The sequence below is a fragment of the Pseudomonas sp. NY5710 genome (genome assembly GCF_013305665.1).
Taxonomy (GTDB): domain Bacteria; phylum Pseudomonadota; class Gammaproteobacteria; order Pseudomonadales; family Pseudomonadaceae; genus Aquipseudomonas; species Aquipseudomonas juntendi.
This window is the reverse complement of the sequence record NZ_CP045554.1, coordinates 1222473-1248612: the sequence shown is the minus strand read 5'-3', so window position 1 is coordinate 1248612 and position 26140 is coordinate 1222473. Positions and strand designations below refer to the sequence as shown.

General features: G+C 64.0%; 25 protein-coding genes and 1 riboswitch. Of the genes, 6 read left to right on the top strand and 19 right to left on the bottom strand.

All coding sequences use genetic code 11. The features are described 5' to 3' along the window. Position 1: 1 nt before the first annotated feature. The 6 genes from GEV39_RS05665 to cobO are packed head-to-tail and all read right to left on the bottom strand — an operon-like array spanning position 2 to position 5893. Positions 2-1456, bottom strand: a complete 1455-nt coding sequence (locus GEV39_RS05665; protein ID WP_173887836.1) for a cobyric acid synthase — start codon at positions 1454-1456, stop codon at positions 2-4. Then, a complete protein-coding gene (gene cobD / locus GEV39_RS05660; protein ID WP_173887835.1) occupies positions 1453-2445 on the bottom strand; it encodes a threonine-phosphate decarboxylase CobD in 993 nt (330 codons plus the stop codon). The genes GEV39_RS05665 and cobD overlap by 4 nt, the downstream gene beginning before the upstream one ends. Then, complete coding sequence (gene cbiB / locus GEV39_RS05655) at positions 2438-3346, bottom strand: adenosylcobinamide-phosphate synthase CbiB (protein WP_173887834.1); 909 nt, start codon at positions 3344-3346, stop codon at positions 2438-2440. Before cbiB ends, cobD begins: the two co-directional genes overlap by 8 nt. Continuing rightward, the gene (gene bluB, locus GEV39_RS05650) at positions 3343-3993 is read right to left on the bottom strand and encodes a 5,6-dimethylbenzimidazole synthase (protein ID WP_173887833.1); all 651 of its coding nucleotides are present in this window, start codon (positions 3991-3993) and stop codon (positions 3343-3345) included. The genes cbiB and bluB overlap by 4 nt, the downstream gene beginning before the upstream one ends. Next, on the bottom strand, positions 3990-5285 hold the full coding sequence (locus GEV39_RS05645; RefSeq protein ID WP_173887832.1) for a cobyrinic acid a,c-diamide synthase CobB: 1296 nt from the start codon (positions 5283-5285) through the stop codon (positions 3990-3992). The genes bluB and GEV39_RS05645 overlap by 4 nt, the downstream gene beginning before the upstream one ends. Further along, on the bottom strand, positions 5282-5893 hold the full coding sequence (gene cobO / locus GEV39_RS05640; RefSeq protein WP_173887831.1) for a cob(I)yrinic acid a,c-diamide adenosyltransferase: 612 nt from the start codon (positions 5891-5893) through the stop codon (positions 5282-5284). Before cobO ends, GEV39_RS05645 begins: the two co-directional genes overlap by 4 nt. Positions 5894-6014: 121 nt before the next feature. Beyond that, positions 6015-6232, bottom strand: a riboswitch (cobalamin riboswitch). 129 nt (positions 6233-6361) lie between these two features. On the opposite strand from cobO, the gene GEV39_RS05635 reads away from it, so the two are divergent. After that, positions 6362-6940, top strand: a complete 579-nt coding sequence (locus GEV39_RS05635) for a hypothetical protein (RefSeq protein WP_173887830.1) — start codon at positions 6362-6364, stop codon at positions 6938-6940. 362 nt (positions 6941-7302) lie between these two features. Here GEV39_RS05635 and GEV39_RS05630 read toward each other — a convergent pair whose 3' ends face one another. Further along, positions 7303-7512 carry a hypothetical protein gene (locus GEV39_RS05630; RefSeq protein ID WP_173887060.1) on the bottom strand — a complete coding sequence of 70 codons (210 nt, stop codon included), beginning with the start codon at positions 7510-7512 and terminating at the stop codon, positions 7303-7305. 1091 nt (positions 7513-8603) lie between these two features. On the opposite strand from GEV39_RS05630, the gene GEV39_RS05625 reads away from it, so the two are divergent. Next, a complete protein-coding gene (locus tag GEV39_RS05625) occupies positions 8604-9923 on the top strand; it encodes a PQQ-dependent sugar dehydrogenase (RefSeq protein ID WP_173887829.1) in 1320 nt (439 codons plus the stop codon). A 53-nt stretch (positions 9924-9976) separates the two neighbouring features. Here GEV39_RS05625 and GEV39_RS05620 read toward each other — a convergent pair whose 3' ends face one another. The 5 genes from GEV39_RS05620 to GEV39_RS05600 form a co-directional block, all read right to left on the bottom strand. After that, a complete protein-coding gene (locus GEV39_RS05620; RefSeq protein ID WP_173887828.1) occupies positions 9977-10513 on the bottom strand; it encodes a C40 family peptidase in 537 nt (178 codons plus the stop codon). A 141-nt stretch (positions 10514-10654) separates the two neighbouring features. Beyond that, on the bottom strand, positions 10655-11293 hold the full coding sequence (locus GEV39_RS05615) for a C40 family peptidase (RefSeq protein ID WP_009683957.1): 639 nt from the start codon (positions 11291-11293) through the stop codon (positions 10655-10657). A 127-nt stretch (positions 11294-11420) separates the two neighbouring features. Then, the gene (hda, locus tag GEV39_RS05610; protein WP_009683956.1) at positions 11421-12128 is read right to left on the bottom strand and encodes a DnaA regulatory inactivator Hda; all 708 of its coding nucleotides are present in this window, start codon (positions 12126-12128) and stop codon (positions 11421-11423) included. Between the two features lie 185 nt (positions 12129-12313). Further along, complete coding sequence (locus tag GEV39_RS05605) at positions 12314-13387, bottom strand: AI-2E family transporter (protein ID WP_173887827.1); 1074 nt, start codon at positions 13385-13387, stop codon at positions 12314-12316. Positions 13388-13399: 12 nt separating this feature from the next. Further along, entirely contained in the window at positions 13400-14461 is a 1062-nt protein-coding gene (locus GEV39_RS05600) for a DUF2066 domain-containing protein (RefSeq protein ID WP_173887826.1), read from the bottom strand. 321 nt (positions 14462-14782) lie between these two features. Here GEV39_RS05600 and purM point away from each other — a divergent pair, with 321 nt between their 5' ends. The 4 genes from purM (at position 14783) to GEV39_RS05580 (ending at position 17703) form a co-directional block, all read left to right on the top strand. Beyond that, positions 14783-15841, top strand: coding sequence for a phosphoribosylformylglycinamidine cyclo-ligase (gene purM / locus GEV39_RS05595; RefSeq protein WP_173887825.1), 1059 nt, complete (start codon positions 14783-14785; stop codon positions 15839-15841). Continuing rightward, a complete protein-coding gene (purN, locus tag GEV39_RS05590) occupies positions 15841-16494 on the top strand; it encodes a phosphoribosylglycinamide formyltransferase (protein ID WP_173887824.1) in 654 nt (217 codons plus the stop codon). The genes purM and purN overlap by 1 nt, the downstream gene beginning before the upstream one ends. An 8-nt stretch (positions 16495-16502) precedes the next feature. Then, positions 16503-17213 carry a DUF3108 domain-containing protein gene (locus tag GEV39_RS05585; RefSeq protein ID WP_029886606.1) on the top strand — a complete coding sequence of 237 codons (711 nt, stop codon included), beginning with the start codon at positions 16503-16505 and terminating at the stop codon, positions 17211-17213. A 307-nt stretch (positions 17214-17520) separates the two neighbouring features. Further along, on the top strand, positions 17521-17703 hold the full coding sequence (locus tag GEV39_RS05580; protein WP_029886605.1) for a hypothetical protein: 183 nt from the start codon (positions 17521-17523) through the stop codon (positions 17701-17703). Between the two features lie 45 nt (positions 17704-17748). Here the strand turns inward: GEV39_RS05580 and GEV39_RS05575 are convergent, their stop codons facing one another. The 7 genes from GEV39_RS05575 to GEV39_RS05545 all read right to left on the bottom strand — a co-directional run bounded on the left by GEV39_RS05575 (position 17749) and on the right by GEV39_RS05545 (position 26040). Beyond that, positions 17749-18288 carry a DUF2058 domain-containing protein gene (locus tag GEV39_RS05575; protein WP_173887823.1) on the bottom strand — a complete coding sequence of 180 codons (540 nt, stop codon included), beginning with the start codon at positions 18286-18288 and terminating at the stop codon, positions 17749-17751. Positions 18289-18314: 26 nt separating this feature from the next. After that, complete coding sequence (gene mazG / locus GEV39_RS05570) at positions 18315-19148, bottom strand: nucleoside triphosphate pyrophosphohydrolase (protein WP_173887822.1); 834 nt, start codon at positions 19146-19148, stop codon at positions 18315-18317. 124 nt (positions 19149-19272) lie between these two features. Beyond that, positions 19273-21513 carry a GTP diphosphokinase gene (gene relA, locus GEV39_RS05565; protein WP_173887821.1) on the bottom strand — a complete coding sequence of 747 codons (2241 nt, stop codon included), beginning with the start codon at positions 21511-21513 and terminating at the stop codon, positions 19273-19275. 97 nt (positions 21514-21610) lie between these two features. Beyond that, on the bottom strand, positions 21611-22969 hold the full coding sequence (rlmD, locus tag GEV39_RS05560; protein ID WP_173887820.1) for a 23S rRNA (uracil(1939)-C(5))-methyltransferase RlmD: 1359 nt from the start codon (positions 22967-22969) through the stop codon (positions 21611-21613). Further along, complete coding sequence (gene cysM, locus GEV39_RS05555) at positions 22970-23869, bottom strand: cysteine synthase CysM (protein ID WP_173887819.1); 900 nt, start codon at positions 23867-23869, stop codon at positions 22970-22972. 87 nt (positions 23870-23956) lie between these two features. Then, positions 23957-25318: a sensor histidine kinase gene (locus GEV39_RS05550; protein WP_173887818.1), complete on the bottom strand. Its 1362-nt coding sequence runs from the start codon at positions 25316-25318 to the stop codon at positions 23957-23959. A gap of 2 nt (positions 25319-25320) precedes the next feature. After that, positions 25321-26040 carry a response regulator transcription factor gene (locus GEV39_RS05545; RefSeq protein ID WP_173887817.1) on the bottom strand — a complete coding sequence of 240 codons (720 nt, stop codon included), beginning with the start codon at positions 26038-26040 and terminating at the stop codon, positions 25321-25323. Between the last annotated feature and the right edge of the window lie 100 nt (positions 26041-26140).

Below are 26140 nucleotides of genomic sequence, written 5' to 3'. Positions count from 1 at the left end.
GTCAGGCCACCCCGCACAGTTGGCGCAACAAGGTGGTGTTCAGGTGCGCGTCCACCAGGTCGGCCAGGCGCTCGATGTCACGTTCACGCAGGGCTTCGTAATCGATGACCTGCACATCGTCCAGGCCCGCCCAGCGCAGCAGGGCGGCACATGAATGGCTGCCTTCGAACAGACCATGCAGGTACGTGGCCAGCACCTGCCCGTCGTCGCTGATGGCGCCGTCGCTGCGGCCATCGGCCAACTGCACGGCAGGCTGCGCCAGGGCCGGGCCGCGGGTGACGCCCGCATGGATCTCATAACCGCTCACCGCCGCAGCCTCGAGGTTCAGCGTGCCGGTGACATTACGCAACTGCTTCTGGGCTTCGAGCACGGTGGCGTAGTCGAACAGGCCCAACCCGCGGCTCGAACCGGCAACCCCTTCGAGCCCCAGCGGGTCATGCACTTCATGGCCGAGCATCTGCAGGCCGCCACAAATTCCGATCAGTTTGCCGCCATAGCGCAGGTGGCGTTCGATCGCCTTGTCCCAACCACGCTCGCGCAGCTGTGCCAGATCGCCGCGGACACTTTTCGAGCCGGGCAGGATGATCAGGTCGGCAGCCGGAATCGGCTGGCCAGGGCCGATAAATTGCAGGTCTACCTGCGGATGCAGGCGCAAAGGGTCGAAGTCGGTGTGGTTGCTGATACGCGGCAGCACCGGCACGATCACCTTGAGCACGCGGTCCTGCTTGCTGCCCTGGCGCCTATCGATGCCATCTTCGGCTTCAAGGTGCAGGTCGGTGACGTAGGGCAACACGCCCAGTACCGGCTTGCCGGTGCGTGCCTCCAGCCAGTCCAACCCTGGTTGCAGCAGCGCGATGTCGCCACGGAAGCGGTTGATCACAAAGCCCTGCACCCGCGCCTGCTCACTGGGCGACAGCAGTTCCAGCGTGCCCACCAGGTGGGCGAACACGCCACCACGGTTGATGTCCGCGACCAAAATCACCGGGCAGTCGACCGCTTCGGCAAAGCCCATGTTGGCGATGTCGCCAGCGCGCAGGTTGATTTCTGCCGGCGACCCCGCGCCCTCGACCATGACCACCGGCCAGGCAGCGCTCAGGCGCCGGTGCGAGGCCAGCACTGCCTGCATGGCGACAGCTTTGTAGTCGTGGTAGGCCACCGCGTTCATGCTGGTGACGGCACGCCCATGGATGATCACCTGGGCGCCGGTATCACTGTTGGGCTTGAGCAATACCGGGTTCATGTCGGTATGCGGCGCCAGCCGGCAGGCCTGGGCCTGCACCGCCTGGGCACGGCCAATTTCGCCGCCATCGGCGGTTACGGCACTGTTCAGCGCCATATTCTGCGGTTTGAACGGCACCACACCCACGCCCTGGCGCAACAGCCAGCGGCACAATGCAGTTACCAGCGTGCTTTTGCCGGCGTCGGAGGTGGTGCCTTGCACCATGAGGGTGGTCATGCCGTTTCCTTTTGGTAGGCCGCCAGGGCCTGGGCCAGGCGTTGCTCATCCGCCAGGCTGGCGGGCAGCCCCAGGCGTACTGCAGCAGGCTGCTCGAACAGCCGCACCAGAATGCCGCGACGGGCGAGAAAATCGTGCAGGTGGGCTGCGCCTGGGCTGCGTACATACTGGAACAGGTCGCAGCCGCCGGTGGGCGTCAGGCCTGCGCTGTGCAACATTGCCGCCAGTCGCTGGCTGGCGGCGGCACAGCGTTCGGTTTGGGCACGCTGCGCGGCCAGGTCAGCCAGGCTGACCTGGGCCAACACCCGGGTCGGGCCGTTGACAGTCCACGGGCCAAGCAGCTCGGCCAGGCGCAACAGCAGGCTGTGCTCGGCGGCCACGAAGCCCAGGCGCACGCCAGCCAGGCCGAAGAACTTGCCGAACGAGCGCAATACGATCAAGCCAGGGCGTGCGCTGCAATCCACCACGCTGTCTGCGGGGGTATTGTCCATGAAGGCTTCATCCACCAGCAGCCAGGCGCCGCGCGCAGCCAGCCGGGCGTGCCAGGCCAGCAGCCGCTCACGGGGCACGCGGCGCCCTGTAGGGTTGTTGGGGTTGACCAACACCAGCACGTCGAGGCCATCGAGTGCGGCCTCAACCTGTGTTTCGTCCAACTCGAGCAGCTGGTGCCCCGCCCTTTGCCAGGCATGGGGGTGCTCGGCATAGCATGGGCCCAGTATCCCGACCCGTCCGCTGGCACGCAGCAGCGGGAGTGCCTGAATAGCGGCCTGCGAGCCGGCGACTGGCAATAGCTGGCTGGCGCCGTAATAGCGGCGCGCGGCCGCTTCCAGGCCGTCCTCGGTTTCCGGCAAGCGGGCCCAGGCTTCAACGGGAATGGGCGGAATGGGGAACGCCCACGGCGCAATGCCGCTGGACAGGTCCAGCCAATGCTCACGGGCAATACCGTATTGGTGCACTGCACGCAGCAGGCGACCGCCGTGTTCAAGCATCCAGGTAGGCCCCCAGGCAAATCACCAGCAACCACAGCCATACGCCGCGCTGCACCAGGCTCCAGCCGCGCTCGATGGCGTCGGCATCGGCTACCGGCCCCTCGCCCAGGCGTGGCCGCTCGTGCAGTTCGCCGTGGTACACCGCCGGGCCGCCGAGTTCGACCCCTAGCGCACCTGCACCGGCCGCCATGACCGGGCCGGCGTTGGGGCTGTCCCACAAGGGGCCCTGCCTGCGCCAGCAGGCCACGGCCACCCGGGTTTTGCCGAGCAGCGCATAAGTCAGCGCCACCAGCCTGGCGGGAATATAGTTGAGCACGTCGTCGATGCGCGCTGCGCACCAGCCAAAGCGCTCGAAACGCGCATTGCGGTAACCCCACATGGCATCGAGGGTATTGCTCAGGCGGTACAACACCACACCCGGCGCCCCGGCCACCACGAACCAGAACAGCGCAGCGAATACAGCGTCGCTGCCATTTTCCAGCACCGACTCGGTAGCTGCCCGCGCCACCGCAGGTGCGTCCAGCTCGCGGGTTTCACGGCTGACCAGAAAACCTACCCGGCGCCGCGCTTCGTCCAGGTCGCCCTGGCGCAACGCCTGAGCCACTGGCAGCACATGTTCGCCCAGGCTGCGCAGCCCCACTGCGCAGTACAACGCCAGCACATCAACCAGCCAGCCAATGCAGGGCAGCCAGGACAGCACCAGCGCCACCAGGGTCAGCGGCACCACGGCCAGAAACCAGGCGCTGACACCGTGGCTGCGCCAACCGCGGCCTCCGGCATTCAGGCGCCGCTCCAGGTGACTGGCCATGTTGCCGAAAGCCACCAGTGGGTGGCGGCGCTGCGGCTCGCCCAGCAACGCATCCAGGGCCACGCCAGCCACGGTCAGCAAAGCCACGCTCATTGGCACTCTCCCCATTGGTTTTCGAACAGCATTTCACTCAAGGGCCGCTGCTGGGCCCAGTTTTCCTGGACCAGCATGGGCGCTGGGTAGAACGCCGTAACCGGCCCCAGGCACAGCACTGCCACCGGTTTGGCCCCCGCCGGCATACCCAGCAGGGCCGCCAGGGCCTGCGGGTCGAACAGCGACACCCAGCCCATGCCCAGGCCTTCGCCACGTGCTGCCAGCCACAGGTTCTGAATGGCACAGGCCAGCGACGCCAGGTCCATCTCAGGGAGGGTGCGGCGACCGAAGATGTGCGGCTCACGGTTGTCCATCAAGGCCGCCACCAGCACCTCGGCACAGTCGTTGATGCCTTCCACCTTCAGTTTCATGAACGCGTCGGAACGCTCGCCCAGGGCTTGGGCAGTGCGCACCCGCTCCGCCTCGACCAAGGCCTGGATCTGCCCGCGCAGTTCACGCCGGGTGATACGAATGAAACGCCAGGGCTGCATGAGCCCGACGCTCGGCGCCTGGTGGGCAGCGGCCAGCAGGCGAGCCAGCACAGCCGGCGCCACGTCCCCGCCAGCGAAATGGCGCATATCGCGGCGCTCGCCGATGGCCCGGTAGATGGCAGCGCGCTCGGCGGCGCTGAAGGCGTGTTCGCTCATGGTCGTAACAGTGCCGCCGCCGCAGGCGGGTTGGAGGGGAAATAGAAATGTACGTAGGAGGCGGTCAGGCGGCCGATCCGGTACACCGCTTCATTACCGCGGCCGCCGTTGGGGCTCAGGCCGCGGGCAATCGGTTCCAGCCCGGTGGTGGTCAGCGAATGGTGGTAGGTGTGCCCGCGCAAGGTGCCTTCCGGCAACTCCACTGCCTGCAAGGCCAGGGCCGCCAGGCGCTTCTGCATGGTCGCCTCACCCGGCAGCAGGCCGAGCAGTTCGGCGCGCTCGCCGGCCACGTCGGTCAACGCCTGGAGCAGGTACAGCATGCCGCCACATTCGGCCAGCAGCGGCTTGCCCTGGGCATGGTGGGCGCGGATCGCTGCGCACATCGGCGCGTTGGCCGCCAGGCCGTGATGGTGCAATTCGGGGTAGCCACCCGGCAGGTACAGGCTGTCTACCGCCGGCAGTTCGCGGTCGTGCAGCGGCGAAAAGAAGGCCAGTTGGGCACCCAGGCTACGTAACAGGTCGAGGTTGGCACCGTAGGTGAAGGCAAAAGCCTCGTCGCGTGCCACGCCGATACGCACACCGGCCAGCGAGGCTGCGCAGGCGTGTACTGCCGGCTCGGCAAAGCACACCGGTGGCGGCAGCGCCGCATCGCAACTGGCCCCCAACGCTTCGGCGGCGGCGTCCAGGCGGGCATCGAGATCGTTCAATTCACTGGCCTGGACCAGGCCCAAGTGCCGGCTGGGCAATTCGATGCCACGCTCGCGGGACAACCCGCCATACCAGCGCAAGCCTTCGGTCAGGCTGCCTTCCAGCAGCTGTGCGTGGCGCAGGCTGCCGACCCGGTTGGCCAGCACCCCGGCAAACGGCAGGTCGGCTTGGTAGCGCGCCAGGCCCAAGGCCAGCGCGCCGAAGGTCTGGGCCATGGCCGTGCCGTCGATCACTGCCAGCACCGGCACACCGAAATGGCGTGCCAGGTCGGCACTGGAGGGGGTGCCATCGAACAACCCCATCACCCCTTCGATCAGGATCAGGTCGGCCTCCCCTGCCGCTTCCCACAACAGCCGGCGGCTTTCCTCCGCGCCGATCATCCACAGGTCCAGCTGGTACACCGGCGCGCCACTGGCCCGTTCCAGAATCATGGGGTCAAGAAAGTCCGGCCCGCACTTGAATACCCGCACCTTGCGCCCGCGGTTACGGTGCAGACGGGCCAGTGCGGCGGTGACGGTGGTCTTGCCCTGACCGGAGGCGGGAGCCGCGATCAGCACGGCTGGGCAGTGGCGCCCCTGACTCACAGCTCTACGCCTTTCTGTGCGCGGATGCCGGCCTGGAAGGCATGCTTGAGCATGCCCATTTCGGTCACGGTGTCAGCCAGCTCGACCATTTCAGGCTTGGCCCCGCGGCCAGTGACGATCACATGCTGCATCGGCGGGCGGGCCTGGAGGTCGGACAGGACCTGGTCAAGGTCGAGGTAGCCGTGCTTGAGGGCGATGTTCAGCTCATCCAGCACCACGAACTGCACGCTGGGGTCCTGCAGCAACTGACGGGACACCGCCCAGGCGGCTTCGGCGGCGGCGATGTCGCGCTGGCGGTCCTGGGTTTCCCAGGTGAAGCCTTCGCCCATCACGTGGTAGCGCACCTGCTCGGGGAAGCGGCGGAAGAACAGCTCTTCACCGGTGCTGTTGCGGCCTTTGATGAACTGCACCACACCACACTGCATGCCGTGGCCCAGGGCCCGCGCAAGCATGCCGAAGGCCGAGCTGCTCTTGCCTTTGCCATTGCCAGTCAGCACCAGCAGCAGGCCGCATTCGTTGGGGGAGTTGGCGATACGTTCGTCGATGACAGCCTTCTTGCGCTGCATGCGCGCCAAATGGCGTTCGTCGCGTTCGGTGGGTTCGCTCATCAGGGTTCTCCGCTGGCTGTCACCACGGCAACGCGCGGCAATAAAGAGTAGGCAGGCAGACGGAGAACGCGCAGGGGCCATGGCAAGGGGCCACGGTGCACCGCGCATCACCCTCCGTGATGCCGTTGGCAGATATCAGGCCGGTCTCCGGGCTTGTGAGGGGGCCTTGGCCCTGGCCTGCGCGCCTTCCCGGGTAAACACCCAGTGGCCCTGCGCGGCCGCGACTCACCTACCGTTGCGGGGGCAGCGCCGGACTCGCGCCATGCTGGCGCCCACCGGCTTCCCAGTTTCACCCTGCCCAGTCGGGGCTGGCAGGGCACCTGAAACACGCGCGAAGGTTAGAGGGTTGTACCGGGAGCGTCAATCGAGGCGGCGACGCTGGCCAATTCTGCTGGCTGTGCCACACTGATATCACATAGCCATCACGCTTGACTGTACGTCACCACAATTACACAAGGAGAGTGCAGCATGCGAGGCCATCTCATTAACAATTCAAACCTGGAATTCCTTGGCCCGGTGCTGGAACGCTGGGTCGACTGCATTGACCGCTGCAACCAGTTTTACGGCGATGGCGAGGCACCTTACTGGCACGGGGCGGTTGCCAATGCCGGGGTGCTGGCAGCCGCGGCGTGGGAGGCTGAGCTGGCGGCGTTACAGCAGTTTGCCGGCAAGAAGCAGCGCGATGAAGGTGAGCATGAGGGGCGCTGCGATCTGTCGATCAGCAGTGCTGACCACGTGCTGTACCTGAGCGTGGGTCAGCGGTGGCCAAGGCTGGCCAAACTGGACATGGCAGCTGCACTGCAGGAAACCGCCGTGCGCGCCCGGCAGGTGGCCTATCCCAGCCAGTTGAAGGCGGGGGCTTTGTTCATCAGCCCATGGAAGGCTGGCCAGCACGCCAGCCCTGAAGAGTTGCAGGACATGGTCGACGACTTACAGAAACACAGCGCGTGCGCGGTGGCCTGGTACTTCCCGTATGCGTACCGCAAATTGCATAACGAACTGGGGCAGTACTTTCCGGGGGTGGCGTTGTTGCTGAAGCAGGCTTGACTGGGTCAGCGTGCGAATGGGGTTGTGCCTTATCAGAGCCGGGGTTTGAAGTTTCAGCTTCTGAGTGTGTGGCGTGGGCGTTTACACCGCATAGCTATTCGTTCGCGTAGGTGGCGCCGAGTCACCTTTCCGCCCTTACGGCGGGTTACTTTGGTCTTGGCCAAAGTAACCAAAGCCGCCTGCTCCCGTCATCCGGCCCCTGCGCTACGCTCCGGGGTCCCCTCGCTACGGTCATGCTCCCGGGAGTACGCGCTGCAGGCCCCGTCCCTGGGGCCTCAGCGCTTGACGGGCATCCATGCCCGTCACCTCCCTGCGCATGCCCTTCGCTCGGCCTCCTGAAGTCGCAATCTGCGTCGCCTGTGCTACCGCGCGCTTAGAAGCAAAAGCAAAAAGCAGAGGCAACAGCTGCGCTTACGTGGGTTCGCATCACGCAACCAGACCACGCACAGATTTTTGATCTGGCTGTTGATCTTGATCTTGATCTTGATCTTGATCTTGATCTTGATCTTGATCTTGATCTTCGCGACTTCAGGAGGCCGAGCGGAGGGCATGCGCAGGGAGGTGACGGGCATGGATGCCCGTCAAGCGCTGAGGCCCCAGGGATGGGGCCTGCAGCGCGTACTCCCGGGAGCATGACCGTAGCGAGGGAACCCCGGAGCGCAGCGCAGGGGCCGGATGACGGGAGCGCAGCGTTTTTTGGTTACTTTTTGTCGCGTTTGACAAAAAGTGACTCGCCGTAAGGGCGAAAAGGTGACTATGCGTCGCTATCGCAGCTGGAGTTTTTCGCGCCACCAAAAACCAGCGCTCAAGATTTCAAGCTCTGTAAAAATGTGGGCGTTGAAACCGCATAGGTATTCGTTCGCGGCGGCGGCGCCGAGTCACTTTTCCGCCCTTACGGCGGGTTACTTTGGTCTTGGCCAAAGTAACCAAAGCCGCCCGCTCCCGTCATCCGGCCCCTACGCTACGCTCCGGGGTTCCCTCGCTACGGGCATGCTCCCGGGAGTACGCGCTGCAGGCCCCGTCCCTGGGGCCTCAGCGCTTGACGGGCATCCATGCCCGTCACCTCCCTGCGCATGCCCTTCGCTCAGCCTCCTGAAGTCGCAATCTGCGTCGCCTGTACTACCGCGCGCTTAGAAGCAAAAGCAAAAAGCAGAAGCAACAACTGCGCTTTCGTGGGTTTCGCATCACACAACCAGACCCCGCACAGCTTTTGATCTTGATCTTGATCTTGATCTTGATCTTGATCTTCGCGACTTCAGGAGGCCGAGCGGAGGGCATGCGCAGGGAGGTGACGGGCATGGATGCCCGTCAAGCGCTGAGGCCCCAGGGACGGGGCCTGCAGCGCGTACTCCCGGGAGCATGACCGTAGCGAGGGAACCCCGGAGCGCAGCGCAGGGGCCGGATGACGGGAGCGCAGCGTTTTTTGGTTACTTTTTGTCGCGTCTGACAAAAAGTGACTCGCCGTAAGGGCGAAAAGGTGACTATGCGTCGCTATCGCAGCTGGAGTTTTCGCGCCACCAAAAACCAGCGCTCAAGATTTCAAGCTCTGCAAAAATGTGGGCGTTGAAACCGCATAGGAACAGAGACCGCGATAAACCATGGGGAACCCTGCAAGCCCAGCCGACCTCTCACCCTCATGAGCCCGCAGCGGAGAACGCCGCCCATGAAACACCTCATGCCATGGCTGCTGGCCACCAGCCTGACCGCCTGCGGCGACACCGCCCTGCTGAGTGTAAACGACGGCACCGGCCCTTCCCCCCAGCTACCCGCCCCCGTACGCACGCCCCTGCCCACCGTGAACATCGCCCCAGCAGTAGGCTGGCCGGAACATGCAAAACCCACGGCAGCCCCCGGACTTCAGGTAAACGCGTTCGCCAGCGGCCTCGACCACCCCCGCTGGCTATACCTGCTGCCAAACGGCGACGTCCTCGTGGCCGAGACCAATGCCCCACCCAAGCCGGAAGACGCCAAGGGCCTGCGCGGCTGGGCCATGAAAAAGGTCATGGCGCGTGCAGGTGCTGGCGTACCCAGCGCCAACCGCATCACGTTGCTGCGCGATGCGAATCACGATGGTTCGGCAGAAACCCAGGTGCCGTTCATTGAAGGGCTGAACTCACCGTTCGGCATGGCCCTGATAGGCGAGGATCTCTACGTCGCCGACACCGACAAGCTGCTGCGTTTTCATTACCAAAGCGGCGCAACACACATCACCGACAAAGGCCAGGTGGTGACTGCGCTACCCGGCGGCCCGCTGAACCACCACTGGACCAAGAACCTGATCGCCAGCCCCGACGGCAAACACCTTTACGTGACGGTAGGTTCAAACAGCAATGTCGCCGAGAACGGAATGGACAAGGAACAAGGGCGGGCAGCGATCTGGGAAGTGAACCCGGCCAACGGCCAGCACCGGCTGTTCGCCACCGGGCTGCGCAACCCCAACGGCCTGGCCTGGGAGCCGAACAGCGGCAGCCTGTGGACTGCCGTCAATGAACGCGACGAAATCGGCAGCGACCTGGTGCCCGATTACATCACCTCCGTGAAGGACGGCGGCTTTTATGGCTGGCCCTACAGCTACTACGGCCAGCATGTGGACAGCCGTGTGCAACCGCCCGCACCGCAAAAGGTAGCCCAGGCGCTGGTCCCCGATTATGCCGTGGGGCCACACACCGCCTCGCTGGGGCTGGCGTTCGCCGAACCGGGTGCGCTGCCAGCGCCATTCCAGCGCGGCGCGCTCGTTGGGCAACATGGCTCGTGGAACCGCAGGCCTCACAGTGGCTACAAGGTCATTTTCGTGCCGTTCGATCGTGCAGGCAAACCTGCAGGCAATCCCGTGGACCTGCTAAGCGGCTTTCTGGATGAACAGGGCCAGGCCAAGGGGCGCCCGGTCGGGGTCATCAACGATGGACGCGGGGCGGTGCTGGTGGCAGACGATGTGGGCAACGTGGTCTGGCGGGTGAGCAAGGCACCCGCCACCGCGCCGTAGCCCCGCCCCCCCCTTCGAACCTGAAAGGTCGCGGGGCCATCAAGCGACGGCTATCAGGGGTTCTGCGCCAGGTGCCCTTGTGGAATCACCCGCTTGGCCTGCAGGTACGCTTTGGCCCAGTAGCTGTTGGACAGGTAGTCCAGGCGCACGGTGCCACCGGTAGAAGGGGCATGCACGAAGCGCCCGTCGCCTACGTAGATACCTGCATGGCTGACTTGCGAGCCGCCACTGGTAGCGAAGAACACTAGGTCACCGGACTGCAACGCGTTGAGGTTTACGGTGGGCGCCCGCATGACAATCATCTCCCGCGTCGAGCGCGGCAGACTGATGCCGGCGGCATCCCGGTAAACGTACTTGATCAAGCCGCTGCAATCGAAGCCAGAATCCGGCGTATTGCCACCCCAGCGGTAGGGCGTGCCCACCAGACCAATGGCACGAATCAACACGTCATCGGCAACCGGCGAAGGGCTGGCCTGGCTATAGGAGGTGACCTGGGGCTTTATCACAGGGGCCGGCGCAGGCGCACGGCTGGAACAGGCAGCCAGCAAGGTTGCCAAGGAGAGGAATGCGAAGCGCGCCATCTTTACCATGGCCATAACTTCCTGTCTGAGACCGCTGCGCCGCAGCTGAAAAGAGTTGAGAAATTAGATTAGACGCTTTCTGTAAATGCGCACGGCGGCGAGCTTTTTTTAAAAAGCATCACCGCCGTGGCAGGGTACAGCATTTTGCCATCAGTTGCGCGCGATGTTGGTCGGCGCCATGGCCAAGGCGCGCTTGGCTTCAATGAAGGTCTTGCTCCAGTAGCGGTCACCGAGGCTGTCGATGCGCACACCACCGCTGCGGCGGCTGCTGGAGTGGATGAACTGGTTGTCACCCAGGTAAATGCCGGCATGGCTGACGCGACCGCGGCCATTGGTGCTGAAGAACAGCAGGTCACCTGGCTTGAGTTTGTTGCGCGCCACTTTCGGGGCATCGACGTTGATCATTTCACGCGTGGAGCGCGGCAGGGTCATGCCAGCCTCTTCGCGGAACAGGTAGCCGATGAAGCCACTGCAGTCGAAGCCGGACTTTTCCGAGGTACCGCCGAAGCGATAGCGGGTGCCGATCAACGACATGCCGCGCTCCAGGATGCTGTCGGCCAGAACCGGCAGCTGGTAAGGCTTGCTGCTGGAGAACGACGCGAGGTCATCTTCGGTAGCCAGCTCTTCCGGTTCGCCGAATACCGACGAAGGCGAGGCTTGGGTTTTAACTGCCGCCTGAGCGGCGACAGGGGTGTGATCCTGGGGCTGGGAAACCGGGCCTTGGGCCGCACAGCCAAAAAGCAGGGTCACGAGTGCGAGTGGCACGAGGGGTGCAAAGCGCTTCAGCATGGGCACGACCGTGTCTGTAATCCTTTAGAAGGGGGAAACTATGCCCTCTATCATGGCCATTTGCAAATTTTATCGAAAAAGATGTGACTTTTTCGTTTTACTGCTCTGGCCCAAGGATTTCAGGGGGTTACCAGCCGAGGGTTTCCTTGAGGAAAGGGATGGTGAGCTTGCGTTGGGCCTGCAGCGATGCCTGGTCGAGGCGCTCGAGCAGGTCGAACAGCGCACTCATGCTGCGTGCACCACGGGTAAGGATGAAATGCCCGACTTCGTCGGTGAGGTGCAGGCCGCGGCGCGAGGCACGCAGTTGTAGCGCACGCAGCTTGTCTTCATCGGACAGGCCACGCATCTGGAACACCAGGGCCAGGGTCAGCCGCGACTTCAGGTCCGGCAATTTCACCGGCAGTTCGCGCGGTGATGCCGAAGCGGCCAGCAACAGGCGTCGGCCGCTGTCACGCAGGCGGTTGAACAGGTGGAACATGGCCTCTTCCCAGTCTGGCTTGCCGGCGATCACATGCAGATCGTCTATGCAGACCAGTTCATACTGCGCCAGGTAGTCGAGCAGCCCTACGCCACGCTCGAGCAGTTGCGCCAGTGGCAGGTAGACCGCGGGCTCACCGCGCTGCTGGAAACGGTGCGTGGCGGCCTGCAGCAGGTGGCTACGGCCAACACCCTGCTTGCCCCACAGGTAGATAAGGCTTTCGGTCCAGCCGGCGTCGGCTTCGCACAACCGCTCGACGTAACCCAATGCCGCAGCATTGGCGCCCGGATAGTAGTTGATGAAGGTGGCGTCATCGCGCAGGCGCACACCCAGGGGCAACTGGATCGGTGGTTTCATGCTCGCGGGCGGTCAATGCGACCGCAGGGGGCCTTAGGTGAACAATCTGCAAAGTCTATACCCGCAACGCGGGGTACACAATCTCGGCAACCGATAGCGCAAGCAAAATCAACAGGTTGCGCTGCAAGCCCCGAGACTGCGCCATGGCAGCAGCGCCCCATGAAGCCGCGACGCGGTGGCCGGGGTTACAGCTCCGGGTCGACGTCCCCGGCATACATGTCCGACTCTTTATAAAGATCATGCACGTGGCGCAGCAGCACCATGATCACCGCCGCCACCGGCAACGCCAGCAATACCCCGGTAAAACCGAACAGCTCGCCCCCTGCAAGGATGGCGAATATTACCGCCACCGGGTGCAAGCCGATGCGGTCGCCCACCAGCAACGGTGTCAGCACCATGCCTTCCAGTGCCTGCCCGATGACGAATACCGCGACAATGCCCAGCATCGGGTACAGGTCGCCACCAAACTGGAACAGCCCGGCCACCAGCGCCGCGCCGATGCCGATAATGAACCCCATGTACGGCACGATCGCCGCCAGGCCGGCGAGCATGCCGATCAGCAGGCCCAGTTCCAGGCCCACCAGCATCAGCCCCACCGAATAGATGATGCCCAACGCCACCATCACCATCAGCTGCCCGCGAACGAAGGCGCCCAGCACTTCATGGCATTCGCCTGCCAGGCCGACTATCTGGGGTTCCTGTTGGCGGGGCAACAGGCTGCGCAGCTTGGCCATCATCAGATCCCAGTCCCGCAGCAGGTAGAAACCCACGACCGGAATCATCACCATGTTGGCCAGCCAGGCGATCAGCGCCAGGCTCGAAGCAGTCGCCTGCGACAACACCACCCCGACAATGTCGGTGGTCTGGCCCATGTGCTCGCTGATAGCCGACTTGATCTTGTCGAATTTCCAGAAACCATCGGCCAGGCCAAGCCGCTGCTGCACCCACGGCAAGGCCACGTGCTGCAACCAGTCAAGCATCTGCGGCGCCAGCTCGTACAGGCGCACCAGCTGCTTGGCCAGCATTGGCACCAGCACCAGCAACAACGCCATGAACAGCAAGGTGAACAGCGCGAACACCAACACCACACCCCAGGTCCGCGACAGCCCACGGCGCTCCAGCCAATCAACCAGCGGGTCGGCCAGGTAGGCCAGCAGAATACCGATCAGAAAGGGCGTGAGAATGTTGTGCAAGCTATACAACAGCACGACCACCAGCAGTATGGCGCCGAGCCAGATCCAGCGACGCAGGTCAGTCAATGTCAGTACTCCTTACCAACGAAAACGCAGGCCGTCGAACGGCCGGGGTGCGGGTTGCGGCTCGGTAGCCGGGGCCTGGCCGCCGGCAGGCGCCGGCGTGGCAGGTACGGCGGCGGCCTGTTCCACCGGCAGCTCCTGCAATTTGGCCAGGCCCAGCTGGGCACGCAATTGCTCACGGTTGCCAGTCACGCCGTAGGTCAAGGTGGTGCCATCAGCCAACTGCAAGCGTGGGCCATAGGGTTCCAGCACCCGAGCCAACTCGGCGTAGCGCTGCAGGTTCATTCCCTGCACCTGCACCTGCAACTGGCTGCTGGCCCCTGGCCGGGTGACATAACGCGGTGCAAGGCGGCTGCCCACCGCCAGCATCACGGCATCGGCCAGTGCGGCCTGGTCGGCGCCCTCGGCGGTGCCCTGCTCGCGCTGGTCACCCAGCCACAGCTGCCATTTACCTTGCCACTTGCCATCGGCTTCCTGGGCATGCACCGCCAGCATGGCGTCGGCGCCGTAACGCTCGGCGGCCTCGCGCAGCGGCGCCGGGTCGCTGCCTTCGAGTTGCTTGGCATTGGCTACCAATTGCTCCTGCAGGTCGGCCAGCGGCAGGCGCAGCGGCAAGCCGCGGTGCTGTGCGGCACGCCGCAGTGGCTGGGCACTGGGCTGGCCATCACCGACCAGGCTGCTGCCTTCGACACTGTCATTGAGCCACCAGCTGAGGATCGACGGCCGGTTGCTCCCCCACAAGGCCAGGCCAGCCTTGCGCAGTGCGCGCTCGGTACTGCCCGGGTCGAACTCGACCACAACCGATTCCGGCGGGCCCGCCTCGGTGCCGACTTGGTTGATGATTTGCTGCGGGTCTTTGCGCAGGCCCGCCAACCCTGGGCTTTGCACCGCCTTGGGGTCACCGGTCAGGCGCAGGATGAGGGTTTCGAGGGCCTTGCCGGTAGCAGCTGTACGCGCTTCGGCGCCCTGCCCCGCAAGCGGTTCGTGCACCTGGTAAAGGTCGGAGACGTTTTCAGCCATGGCGGCGGCCGACACAAGGGCCAGGCAACCGGCTGCCAGAATAGAGATCAAGCGCATCGAGGATTCCGTCCAGTCGTGCTTCAAGCCGTGAGCTTCACGCTACAAGCTTAATGCAGCGCCAACGCGGCGCTGCATTTTCTTGCGGCCTGAGGCTCGCTGGTTGCAGCTTATACACATGCAACCCCATCAACCACCCTGGGCCATTTTTCAGCAATTTACCGGCCTGCCCGTCGGCCTGAGGATGGCCGCTGCCCGGCAACCCTGATAAAATCGCGCGCCTTCACAGACCACTGACGTTTCAGGCAGCCGTCGCTCACCCGCCGGCCTTGGCCGTCATGGTCGTTTTTAAGAATCCCTCCCTCCTAAAGGCCTGGATCAATGAGCAAGCAACCCTCCCTGAGCTACAAGGACGCCGGTGTAGACATCGACGCCGGCGAAGCACTGGTCGAACGCATCAAGGGCGTGGCAAAACGCACCGCACGCCCTGAAGTCATGGGTGGCCTGGGCGGCTTTGGCGCCCTTTGCGAGATCCCGGCCGGCTACAAGCAGCCGGTGCTGGTCTCCGGCACCGACGGCGTCGGCACCAAGCTGCGCCTGGCGCTGAACCTGAACAAGCATGACAGCATCGGCCAGGACCTGGTCGCCATGTGCGTCAACGACCTGGTGGTGTGCGGCGCCGAGCCGCTGTTCTTCCTCGACTACTACGCCACCGGCAAGCTCAATGTCGACGTGGCGGCCACCGTGGTCACCGGCATCGGTGCCGGTTGCGAACTGGCCGGCTGCTCGCTGGTCGGTGGTGAAACCGCCGAAATGCCTGGCATGTACGAAGGCGAAGACTACGACCTGGCCGGTTTCTGCGTGGGCGTGGTGGAAAAGGCCGACATCATCGACGGTTCCAAGGTTGCCACTGGCGATGCACTGATCGCCCTGCCGTCCTCCGGCCCGCACTCCAACGGTTACTCGCTGATCCGCAAGATCCTCGAAGTGTCGGGCACCGACATCGAGAACACCCAGCTGGGCGGCACCCCGCTGACCGACCTGCTGATGGCCCCCACCCGCATCTACGTCAAGCCGCTGCTGCAGCTGATCAAGAACACCGGCGCGGTCAAAGCCATGGCCCACATCACCGGTGGCGGCCTGCTCGACAACATCCCGCGCGTACTGCCGAAAAACGCTCAGGCCGTGGTAGACGTGGCCAGCTGGCAGCGCCCGGCGGTGTTCGATTTCCTGCAGGAAAAAGGCAACGTCGACGAGCACGAAATGCACCGCGTATTGAACTGCGGCGTTGGCATGGTCATCTGCGTGGCCCAGGACCAGGTCGAAGCGGCCCTGAACGAACTGCGCGCCGCCGGTGAACAGCCATGGGTCATCGGCCACATCGCCGAAGCCGCCGAAGGCGCCGCCCAGGTCGAGCTGCAGAACCTCAAGGCACACTGATGCCGAGCAAGACCTGCAATGTAGTGGTACTGCTGTCGGGTTCCGGCAGCAACCTGCAAGCCATGATCGACAGTTGCCAAGGCCAGGACAGCCCGGTGCGCATTCGTGCGGTGGTCTCCAACCGCGCCGATGCCTTCGGCCTGCAACGCGCCGCAGCCGCCGGCATTGAAAGCGCCCTGCTTGACCACACCCGGTTCGACGGCCGTGAAGCCTTCGATGCAGCGCTGATGGCGTGCATCGACGGCTTTGCCCCGGACCTGGTGGTGCTGGCCGGGTTCATGCGCATCCTCAGTGGCGACTTCGTGCGCCACTATCAGGGCCGCCTGCTCAATATCCACCCGTCGTTGCTGCCCAAGTACAAAGGCCTGCATACCCACCGCCGGGCGCTGGAGGCAGGCGACGCCGAGCATGGCTGCAGCGTACACTTCGTGACTGAGGAACTCGATGGCGGCCCACTGGTCGTACAGGCAGTAGTGCCGGTGGCGCCAGACGACACCGTCGAAAGCCTGGCCCACCGGGTTCACCAGCAGGAACACCTGATCTACCCGCTGGCAGTGCGCTGGTTTGCCGACGGCCGCTTGCGCCTTGCTGAACAGGGTGCATTACTGGACGGCCAGCCGCTGGCGGCCAGCGGTCACTTGATTCGATCCTAGGAGAACTTATGCGTCGTGCCCTGCTCTTGGCTCTCGCCGTGCTCGCCCTGCCGCTCCAGGCAGCTGATCTGAAGCCCTTCTCGGCCAGCTACACCGCCGACTGGAAGCAGCTGCCCATGAGCGGCACCGCCGAGCGCAGCCTGGTCAAAAATGCCAACGGTACCTGGGACCTTAACTTCAAGGCTTCCATGATGATCGCCAGCCTGACCGAGCAAAGCACCCTGCGCCTGGAAAACGACACCCTGCTGCCCCAGAAGTATCACTTCGAGCGTGGCGGCCTGGGCAAGGCCAAGAAGGTCGACCTGAACTTCGACTGGAACACCAAGAAGATCACCGGTAGCGACCGGGGCGACGCCATTACCCTGCCGCTTAACCGCGGCGTACTGGACAAGTCTTCCTACCAGCTGGCCTTGCAGCATGACGTGGCGGCAGGCAAGAAGAGCATGACTTACCAGGTAGTCGATGGCGACGAGATCGACAATTACGACTTCCGCGTGCTGGGCACTGAAAAAGTCACCACCAAGACTGGCCAGGTCGATGCGGTGAAGGTCGAGCGCGTGCGCGATCCAAGCCAGAGCAAGCGCATCACCGAGCTGTGGTTTGCCAAGAACTGGGACTACCTGCTGGTGCAACTGCGCCAGGTGGAGACCGATGGCAAGGAGTATGTGATCGTGCTGCAGGATGGTACGGTCGATGGCAAGCCGGTGAAGGGTAACTGAGCCAGCGTTGCCAGTGACATCCAATAGCCCCGCCTAGTGCGGGGCTTTTTTGTACCCGGGTTTCTGGGTGGCCCGTACTGGCCCTATCGCTGGCAAGCCAGCTCCCACAGGTTCTATGCAAGGCTCAGGCTCCAGGAGGTCCCTGTGGGAGCTGGCTTGCCGGCGATAGGGCCAGCCCAGGCACTACACCTTTGAGCCTTCATGAAACTTGTTTCATGCCCGTTTTATTTACTTAGGCTGCTAACAAACTCTATAAAGAAGGTGTGCGACAGAGTGTCGCAGCCCTCTCAAGAAGTGGAGTTTAACGATGACAGTCCAAGTAACCGAACGCGACGAATCGAAAATGTCCCACGAAGGCGTGGCCGCTGGCGTACGCATCTGGGATGTGCACCAGCAAGGTCAACTGGTCGGCATGTTCCACAATGAACACGAGGCCCACCAGTACCGGGCAGAGCTCGAGAACCTGGAAAACCAGCGCACCACGCAATGACCCCATTCGTCATGAAAAACCCCGCCGAAGCGGGGTTTTTCGTGTTTACCACATCAGATCGTCAGGGATCTTGTAGGCCGCGTACGGGTCATCTTCGTCCGCTTCCTCGACATGGGTGTTAAGCAACAGGATACGGCTGGGGTCGCGCTCCTGGATCTTCACCGCTGCTTCGCGCGGGATCACCTCGTAACCACCGGCATGGGCCACCACTGCCAGCGCACCGTTGCTCAGCTTGGTACGCATCAGCGCGTTGACGGCGATACGCTTGACCTTCTTGTCGTCAACGAAGTTGTAATAGTCATCGGTGCTCAGCTTGGGCAGGCGCGTGGCTTCGATCAGTTGCTTGATCTGTGCGGCACGGGCCTTCTGCTCCGCCTTTTCCTGCTGCTGGCGGTTCAGCTCCTGGTCGCGCTTGACCTTTTCGGCCATGGCTTCCTTGGCCAAACGCTGCTGGCTGTCGTCGACGTCGACCTGGCCTTTGTGCTCCATGCGCTTCTGTTTCTTTTCAGCTTTATTGGTCTGCGAGACCTGTTTCTGGTTGACCAGACCGGCTTTGAGCAATTGGTCGCGAAGGGAAAGGCTCATGAATGTTCACTCACTTATGCAACAGCTCAGCCGCAGCTGGGCAGGTTCTTTTCCTGACGCTTGGCTTCGCCCCAGAGGGCGTCCAGCTCGTCAAGGTTACACGCTTCAATAGGGCGACCGCTGTCGCGCAATGCCTGTTCGATAAAGCGGAAACGGCGCTCGAACTTGCGATTGGCGCGGCGCAGGGCATGTTCCGGGTCTTGCTTGAGGTGGCGCGCCAGGTTCACGGCAGCGAACAGCAGGTCACCGACCTCATCTTCGAGCGCATCGGCATCGCCATCGGCCATGGCCTGCAGCACTTCGTCCAGTTCTTCACGGACTTTATCCAGCACCGGCAGCGCCGCCGGCCAGTCGAAGCCGACCGTGGCCGCACGCTTTTGCAGTTTGGCCGCCCGCGACAGCGCCGGCAAGGTCGTGGGTACGTCGTCGAGCAGAGACAACTGCTCGGGCAGGCTTTTTTCCGCCCGCTCCTGGGCCTTGATTTCTTCCCAGCGTGACTTGACTTGGGCCTCGCTCAAGCGGGGGATGTCCAGCGGCGCATACAGCTCACCCGTGGGGAACACATGCGGGTGGCGCCGAATGAGCTTGCGGGTGATGCTGTCGACCACGCCATCGAACTCGAAACGCCCCTCCTCCCTGGCCAGCTGGCTGTAGTAGACCACCTGGAACAGCAAGTCGCCCAGCTCACCTTGCAGGTGCTCGAAGTCACCGCGCTCGATGGTGTCGGCGACTTCGTAGGCCTCTTCGAGGGTATGCGGGACGATGCTCGCGTAGTTCTGCTGCAGGTCCCATGGGCAACCGTACTGCGGGTCACGCAGGCGGGCCATGAGGTGCAGCAGGTCTTCGAGGGTGTAGGTCATTCAGGCAGGTCCTTCGGTGGTGGCTTCTTCGCGGGCTTGCCCGCTGCCACAGGATGGGTGCAGGTTTCGAAACCTGCACCGTACCTGTGGGAGCGGGCAAGCCCGCGAAGCAGGCGCCGCGGTCTCAAGGGGTACGATTACGCCGCGTCTCGATGATGTTCGGCAACTGCGAGATGCGCCCCAACAACCGCCCCAGCGCGTCCAGGCCTGGAATTTCGATGGTCAGCGACATCAGCGCGGTGTTGTCTTCCTTGTTCGAGCGGGTGTTCACCGCCAGCACGTTGATCTTCTCGTTCAGTAGCACCTGCGACACATCACGCAGCAACCCCGGGCGGTCGTAGGCACGAATGACGATGTCGACCGGGTAGGTCTGCACCGGTATCGGCCCCCAGCTCACCTGGATCATGCGCTCCGGTTCCTTGCCTGCCAGTTGCAGCACCGAGGCGCAATCCTGGCGGTGAATGCTCACGCCACGGCCTTGCGTGATGTAACCGACGATGGCATCGCCCGGCAGTGGCTGGCAGCAGCCGGCCATCTGCGTCAGCAGGTTGCCAACCCCCTGGATCTGAATGTCGCCACGCTTGCCGGTACGCGGCCCGGCAGGCTTGCGCGGCACCAGTTCGATCTGCTCGATACGCTCGGGCTCCAGCAACTGCTGGGCTGCGTTGACCAGGTGCGCCAGGCGCAGGTCGCCAGCACCGAGCGAAGCGAACATGTCTTCGGCGGTCTTGACGTTGGTTTTCTCCGCCAGGCGCTCGAAGTCCACCTGCGGCAGGCCCAGGCGGCTGAGCTCCCGTTCGAGCAAGGTCTTGCCAGCGGCCACGTTCTGGTCGCGCGCCTGCAGCTTGAACCAGTGCACGATCTTGGCCCGTGCCCGCGACGTGGTGACATAGCCCAGGTTGGAGTTCAACCAGTCGCGGCTCGGGTTGCCGTGCTTGCTGGTGATGATCTCGACCTGTTCGCCCGTTTGCAGGCTATAGTTCAGCGGCACGATCCGGCCGTTGATCTTGGCGCCGCGGCAGTTGTGGCCGATTTCCGTGTGCACGCGGTAGGCGAAGTCCAGCGGGGTCGCACCCTTGGGCAGGTCGATGGCATGCCCGTCCGGGGTAAACACATAAACCCGGTCCGGCTCGATGTCGACCCGCAGTTGCTCGGCCAGGCCACCGATGTCGCCCAGCTCTTCGTGCCATTCCAGCACCTGGCGCAGCCAGGAGATCTTTTCTTCGTAGTGGTTGGAGCTGGGCTTGACGTCGGTGCCTTTGTAGCGCCAGTGGGCGCACACGCCAAGCTCGGCTTCCTCATGCATGCCGTGGGTACGGATCTGCACTTCCAGCACCTTGCCCTCAGGCCCGATTACCGCCGTGTGCAACGAGCGATAGCCGTTCTCCTTGGGGTTGGCGATGTAGTCATCGAACTCTTTGGGGATGTGCCGCCACAAGGTGTGGACGATGCCCAGTGCGGTATAGCAGTCGCGAATTTCCGGCACCAGCACACGCACTGCGCGCACGTCATAGATCTGGCTGAATTCCAGGCCTTTGCGCTTCATCTTGCGCCAGATCGAATAGATGTGTTTTGCCCGGCCGCTGATGTCGGCTTTCACCCCGGTGGCCAGCAGTTCGTTCTGCAACTGGTTCATCACGTCGCTGATGAACCGCTCGCGGTCCAGCCGGCGCTCGTGCAGCAACTTGGCGATCTGTTTGTACTGCTCGGGCTCCAGGTAGCGGAAGGACAAATCCTCCAGCTCCCACTTGATATGGCCGATACCCAGGCGGTGCGCCAACGGCGCATAGATGTCGAACACCTCACGCGCGACGCGCAGGCGTTTCTCATCGTCGGCCGCCTTGACCGCACGGATGGCGCAGGTCCGCTCGGCCAGCTTGATCAGCGCCACGCGTACGTCGTCGACCATGGCCACAAGCATCTTGCGCAGGTTTTCGACCTGCGCCTGCGAGCCCAATACCAGCGACTGCCGCGGGCTGAGGCTGGCGCTGATGGCGGCCATGCGCAGCACGCCGTCGATCAGCTTCGAGACCACCGGCCCAAAGCGCTGGCTGACCTCGGCCAGCGTGACCTTCCCCTCGCGCACCGAACGGTAGATGACCGCGGCCACCAGCGAATCCTGGTCGAGCTTGAGGTCGGCGAGGATTTCGGCAATTTCCAGCCCTGCCTGAAAGCTGGACGTGCCGTCCGCCCAGGAATGCTTGGCGGGGTTGCCCTTTTTTTCGACCTCGTGAGCAAACTCGCAGGCTTCTTTCAGCGCTGCGCGATCCAGTGCCGAATCGACACTTACCACATGGTCCAGCCATGCATCGAGATTGATACTGCCGTCCGTGTTGACCGGCTGGTGCACTCTCACCTGTACCATCTTGTTTTACCTTTCCATACAGCGCTGCACTCACGGCGGCGCTGGCGATCACCGTACGACCACCCTTCCGTGGCGGCCGCACCAAGGGGCCAGTCAGCTAGCCCGCTTCGAATAACGCCATGGCCTCGACATGCGCCGTTTGAGGAAACATGTCGAGAATCCCGGCCCGTGTTAACCGGTACCCCTGGCCGGCCAGCACCTGGGCGTCTCGCGCCAGTGTGGCCGGGTTGCACGATACATAGACCAGCCTGCTGGCCTTGAGGCGGGCGATGCCTTGCACCACCTCGTAAGCACCGTCGCGCGGTGGGTCCAAGAGTACCGCAGAAAAGCCCTCGGCGGCCCATCCGGTGCCGGCCAATGGCTGCGATAAATCGGCCTGAAAAAACCGTGCGTTATGCACATTGTTGTTTCTGGCGTTGGCCGCGGCCCGATCGACCATGGCCTGCACACCTTCCACTGCCACCACTTCACGCGCCTGGCGTGCCAGCGGCAGGGCGAAGTTGCCCAGGCCGCAGAACAGGTCGAGCACCCGCTCATCGGCCTGCGGCGCAAGCCAGGCCAGCGCCTGCTCGATCATCGCCGTATTGACCTGGGCGTTGACCTGCACGAAGTCGCCAGGGCGCCAGGCCAGCTCAAGCTGCCACGGCGCCAGGGCAAAGCCCAATGGTGCCGCAGGTTCGACGGGCGCCGGTTCAGCTTCGCCTTGCAGCCATAACTGCGCGTTGGCCTGCTCGCAGAACGCCTGCAACCGGGCCAGGTCCTGCGCCGGCAATGGCGCCACATGGCGCACCAGCAGCGCTTGCGCAGAGCCGCTGAACAGCTCCACATGGCCCAGGGCCTGCGGTTTGTCCAGCGAACGCAGCACGGTCGGCAGGTGGCGCAGAATCGACTGCAAGGGCTGTACCAGCACCGGGCAATCGTCGATGGCGATGATGTCCTGGCTGGCTTCGGCACGGAAGCCGACCTGCAGCTCACGCGCCTTGACGTCCCAGCGCACCGCCACGCGAGCACGGCGCCGGTAGCCGAACGCTGGCCCGCTGAGCGGTGGCGCCCAGGCGTCGGGCTGCACACCGGCCACCCGTTGCAGTTGTTCGGCCAAGGTCCGCTGCTTCAGCGCCAGTTGCGCCTCGTGCGGCAGGTGCTGAAGGGTGCAGCCACCACAGCGGCTGTAATGGCGACAGGGGGCTTCACGGCGCTCGGGGCTGGCCTGCAGCACACGCTCCAGGCGGGCCTCGACCACCTTGCCGCGCGCATTGAGCACCCGCGCTTCCACAGCCTCACCGGCCAGGGCGCCACTGACGAACCAGGTACGCCCTTCATGGAAGGCAATGCCGCGGCCGTCGCCGGCCAGGCGCTCGATGTCCAGGCGCTGCTTCTTGCCCACGGGGACCTGGGGGCTGCGGCTACCGCCGGCCGGCTGGAAGCGCAGGCCGCTGTTGGTTTTTTTCTTGGCCATTTAGCTGGGATCGAACAGGCCGGTGGACAGGTAGCGGTCACCGCGGTCGCAAATGATCGCCACCATTACCGCATCTTCCACCTCACGGGACAGGCGCAGCATGGCGGCAACCGCACCACCGGAAGACACGCCGCAGAAAATGCCCTCTTCGCGGGCAAGGCGGCGGGTGGTGTCTTCGGCTTCCTGCTGCGACATGTCGACCACGCGGTCTACGCGCGTGGCGTCGAAGATCTTCGGCAGGTACTCCTGCGGCCAACGGCGGATACCCGGGATGGCCGAACCTTCCATCGGTTGCAGGCCGATGATCTGCACCGCAGGGTTTTGTTCCTTGAGGTACTGCGAGCAGCCCATAATGGTGCCGGTGGTCCCCATGGAGCTGACGAAATGGGTGATGCTGCCGTGGGTCTGCTGCCAGATCTCCGGGCCGGTACTGTTGTAGTGGGCCACCGGGTTGTCGCCGTTGGCGAACTGGTCCAGCACCAGGCCGCGGCCTTCACGCTGCAGCTTATCGGCCAGGTCGCGGGCACCTTCCATGCCCTCTTCCTTGGTCACAAGAAGCAGCTCGGCGCCGTAGGCGGTCATGGCCGCCTTGCGCTCAGCGGTGGAGTTGTCTGGCATGATCAGGATCATCTTGTAGCCCTTGATCGCCGCCGCCATCGCCAAGGCGATGCCGGTGTTGCCGGAGGTGGCTTCGATCAGGGTGTCACCGGGCTTGATCTGGCCACGCAGTTCGGCGCGGGTGATCATCGACAGGGCCGGGCGGTCCTTCACCGAGCCGGCGGGATTGTTACCTTCGAGCTTGAGCAGGAGGGTATTGCTGGTTTGGCCAGCAATGCGCTGCAGGCGAACCAGTGGCGTATTGCCGACGCAATCGGCGATGGTTGGGTACTGCAAGGTCATGGCGTATTTCACAATCCGGACGGCAGGGGCGCCTATCATACCGGCAAACCCTTCCCGGCCATATCACGCAATCTGTAGTGGATATAGCTACAGGCTATATGACGGGGGCTGCTGCACCGGCAACCTCATGCACAGGCGTAAACCACGCTTGCCGTTCTGCGCCCACAGCGTGCCACCCTGGCGCTGGATGGCGCTGCGGGCAATGCTCAGCCCCAGGCCAAAGCCACCCACGCCGGGCCGCGAACCGTCCAGCCGCAAGAACGGCGCGAAAATCCGCTCCAGCTCATCGTCGCCAACGCCACCGCCCTCGTCTTCCAGCCACAGGCACCAGTAGCCACCTTCACGTTGCCCACCCAAGCGCACGACACCGTCGGCCGGCGAATACCGAATGGCATTGCGCAGCAGGTTCTCCAGGGCCTGGGCCAGGTGGTTGAGGTTGCCCTGCACCCAGCAACCGCCTGGTACTTCGCACCGCAGCCGCGTGGGCGCCCAGCCACTTTCATAGCAGGCATTCTCGGCCAGCAGGTCCCACAAGGCCTGAACCTCGATCGGCTCCAGGTTCATCGGCGCACGCTCGGCGTCCTGCCAGGCCAGTTGCAGGGTCTGCTCGACCAGTTGCTGCATGCCGTCCAGTTCCCGGCCGAGGCGCTCGCGCAGGCGTTGCATATCGGTTTCCCCGTCGCAAGCCACGCGCAAACGGCTCAGGGGGGTGCGCATTTCATGGGACAGGTCGCGCAGCAGCTGTTGTTGCAGGGTGACGGTGCCCTGGAGGCGCTCGGCCATCTGGTCGAAGGCGCGGGCCAGTTCCCCCAGCTCGTCGTGCCGGGCGATGAGCCGCGAATCAAGGCGAGCCGAAAGCTGGTCGGCACGCCAGGCCCGGGCCTGCTCGCGCAGTTGGTTCAACGGCACGATCAGCATGCGGTACAGGCCCACGCACAGCAGCAAGGTGAACAGGCCCGGGATGATGCCGTTGGTGATGATGCGCCACAGCACGCGGCGCTGGTCCGGGTTGAAGCGCTTGGGCAGTTCGACCACCAGCATGCCCTGCTCGGGCGCACCGGGGAACGGGATGCGTAGCCACGGTTGCTCGGCGCTGCGCCGGCTCATCGGCCAATCGACCCCGCGCAGGCGGGTCAGGCGCTGCATGATCTGCGGGTTGAGGGCCGCGCTGTCGAGCGGTTTGAGGTTCATATCGAGCACACCCACCCAGCCGTGTTCACGCTGGTGCATGGCCGCCACCCACTGGTCCAGCCCGGCTCGACCACGGCTGCGCCAGGCCTGCTCGGCCTCGCTGGCATAGCCGCGCAAAGTCTGGCGCGCCGGCTCCGACAAGAAGGCGCTCTGCAGCTCCATGCGCTGGCCCCAGGTGTAGCTGAGGCCGATCATCAGCAGGCAGAAGCCGACCAGCAGGATGGCCAGTTTCCAGAACAGCGAATGGCGGTCGAGCATGGCTATTGCGCCTCACCCGCGCCGAGCACGTAGCCTTTGCCCCATACGGTGCGGATCTGCAACCCCTGATAACCGATGCCCTTGAGCTTGCGGCGGATCTGGCTGACATGCATGTCCAGGCTGCGGTCGTGCCGCGAATAGCCGCGTTGCAACACCTGCTGGTACAAGAACGCCTTGCTCAGCACTTCCTCCTGGTTGCGGTAAAGGGTGTCGAGCAGGCGAAACTCACTGGGGGTCAGCCCAGCCAGGCGGCCATCAAGGCGCACGTCGCACAGGCCCTCGTCGAAGTGCAGCGCGCCCGCCTCTGCCGGCGGCTGCGGCGCCTGGTAGCGGCGTTCGAGCGCGACACGGCGCAGGATCGCTTCAATGCGCACTTGCAGCTCGGCGATGCTGAACGGTTTGGGCAGGTAGTCGTCGGCCCCGCGCTGAAAGCCGCTGATGCGGTCCGCCTCGGCGCCCAGTGCCGACATCAGAATCACCGGTGTGGTCATGCGCTGGCGCAACTGGGCCAGCGCGTCCAGGCCATTCAACCCCGGCAGCAGGATATCCATGAGTACCACGTCGAACACCTGGCGGCCGGCCGCTTCCAGCCCCTCCAGGCCACTGCGGCACCAGGTGACCTGGAAACCACCGCGCTGCAGCGCTTCATGCAGGTAGGCGCCAAGCACCGGGTCGTCTTCGATGGCGAGGACATTGGCGTTGTGAATAGCTACAGGACTCATTGGCAACTGCCATGCATTCTCAATTGCGCGATTATTGTGTATAGGCGGCCTGCCAGGCAACTGCGCTGCACCCCATGCTGCGGGATCGGCGCAAAACACC

Excerpts from the sequence above, each read along its gene's own strand:
- GEV39_RS05665 (WP_173887836.1), bottom strand. The coding sequence starts at position 1,456 with ATGACCACCCTCATGGTGCAAGGCACCACCTCCGACGCCGGCAAAAGC.
- cobD (WP_173887835.1), bottom strand. The coding sequence starts at position 2,445 with ATGCTTGAACACGGCGGTCGCCTGCTGCGTGCAGTGCACCAATACGGT.
- cbiB (WP_173887834.1), bottom strand. The coding sequence starts at position 3,346 with ATGAGCGTGGCTTTGCTGACCGTGGCTGGCGTGGCCCTGGATGCGTTG.
- bluB (WP_173887833.1), bottom strand. The coding sequence starts at position 3,993 with ATGAGCGAACACGCCTTCAGCGCCGCCGAGCGCGCTGCCATCTACCGG.
- cobO (WP_173887831.1), bottom strand. The coding sequence starts at position 5,893 with ATGAGCGAACCCACCGAACGCGACGAACGCCATTTGGCGCGCATGCAG.
- GEV39_RS05635 (WP_173887830.1), top strand. The coding sequence starts at position 6,362 with ATGCGAGGCCATCTCATTAACAATTCAAACCTGGAATTCCTTGGCCCG.
- GEV39_RS05630 (WP_173887060.1), bottom strand. The coding sequence starts at position 7,512 with ATGCCCGTCACCTCCCTGCGCATGCCCTCCGCTCGGCCTCCTGAAGTC.
- GEV39_RS05625 (WP_173887829.1), top strand. The coding sequence starts at position 8,604 with ATGAAACACCTCATGCCATGGCTGCTGGCCACCAGCCTGACCGCCTGC.
- GEV39_RS05620 (WP_173887828.1), bottom strand. The coding sequence starts at position 10,513 with ATGGTAAAGATGGCGCGCTTCGCATTCCTCTCCTTGGCAACCTTGCTG.
- GEV39_RS05615 (WP_009683957.1), bottom strand. The coding sequence starts at position 11,293 with ATGCTGAAGCGCTTTGCACCCCTCGTGCCACTCGCACTCGTGACCCTG.
- hda (WP_009683956.1), bottom strand. The coding sequence starts at position 12,128 with ATGAAACCACCGATCCAGTTGCCCCTGGGTGTGCGCCTGCGCGATGAC.
- GEV39_RS05600 (WP_173887826.1), bottom strand. The coding sequence starts at position 14,461 with ATGCGCTTGATCTCTATTCTGGCAGCCGGTTGCCTGGCCCTTGTGTCG.
- purM (WP_173887825.1), top strand. The coding sequence starts at position 14,783 with ATGAGCAAGCAACCCTCCCTGAGCTACAAGGACGCCGGTGTAGACATC.
- purN (WP_173887824.1), top strand. The coding sequence starts at position 15,841 with ATGCCGAGCAAGACCTGCAATGTAGTGGTACTGCTGTCGGGTTCCGGC.
- GEV39_RS05585 (WP_029886606.1), top strand. The coding sequence starts at position 16,503 with ATGCGTCGTGCCCTGCTCTTGGCTCTCGCCGTGCTCGCCCTGCCGCTC.
- GEV39_RS05580 (WP_029886605.1), top strand. The coding sequence starts at position 17,521 with ATGACAGTCCAAGTAACCGAACGCGACGAATCGAAAATGTCCCACGAA.
- GEV39_RS05575 (WP_173887823.1), bottom strand. The coding sequence starts at position 18,288 with ATGAGCCTTTCCCTTCGCGACCAATTGCTCAAAGCCGGTCTGGTCAAC.
- mazG (WP_173887822.1), bottom strand. The coding sequence starts at position 19,148 with ATGACCTACACCCTCGAAGACCTGCTGCACCTCATGGCCCGCCTGCGT.
- relA (WP_173887821.1), bottom strand. The coding sequence starts at position 21,513 with ATGGTACAGGTGAGAGTGCACCAGCCGGTCAACACGGACGGCAGTATC.
- rlmD (WP_173887820.1), bottom strand. The coding sequence starts at position 22,969 with ATGGCCAAGAAAAAAACCAACAGCGGCCTGCGCTTCCAGCCGGCCGGC.
- cysM (WP_173887819.1), bottom strand. The coding sequence starts at position 23,869 with ATGACCTTGCAGTACCCAACCATCGCCGATTGCGTCGGCAATACGCCA.
- GEV39_RS05550 (WP_173887818.1), bottom strand. The coding sequence starts at position 25,318 with ATGCTCGACCGCCATTCGCTGTTCTGGAAACTGGCCATCCTGCTGGTC.
- GEV39_RS05545 (WP_173887817.1), bottom strand. The coding sequence starts at position 26,040 with ATGAGTCCTGTAGCTATTCACAACGCCAATGTCCTCGCCATCGAAGAC.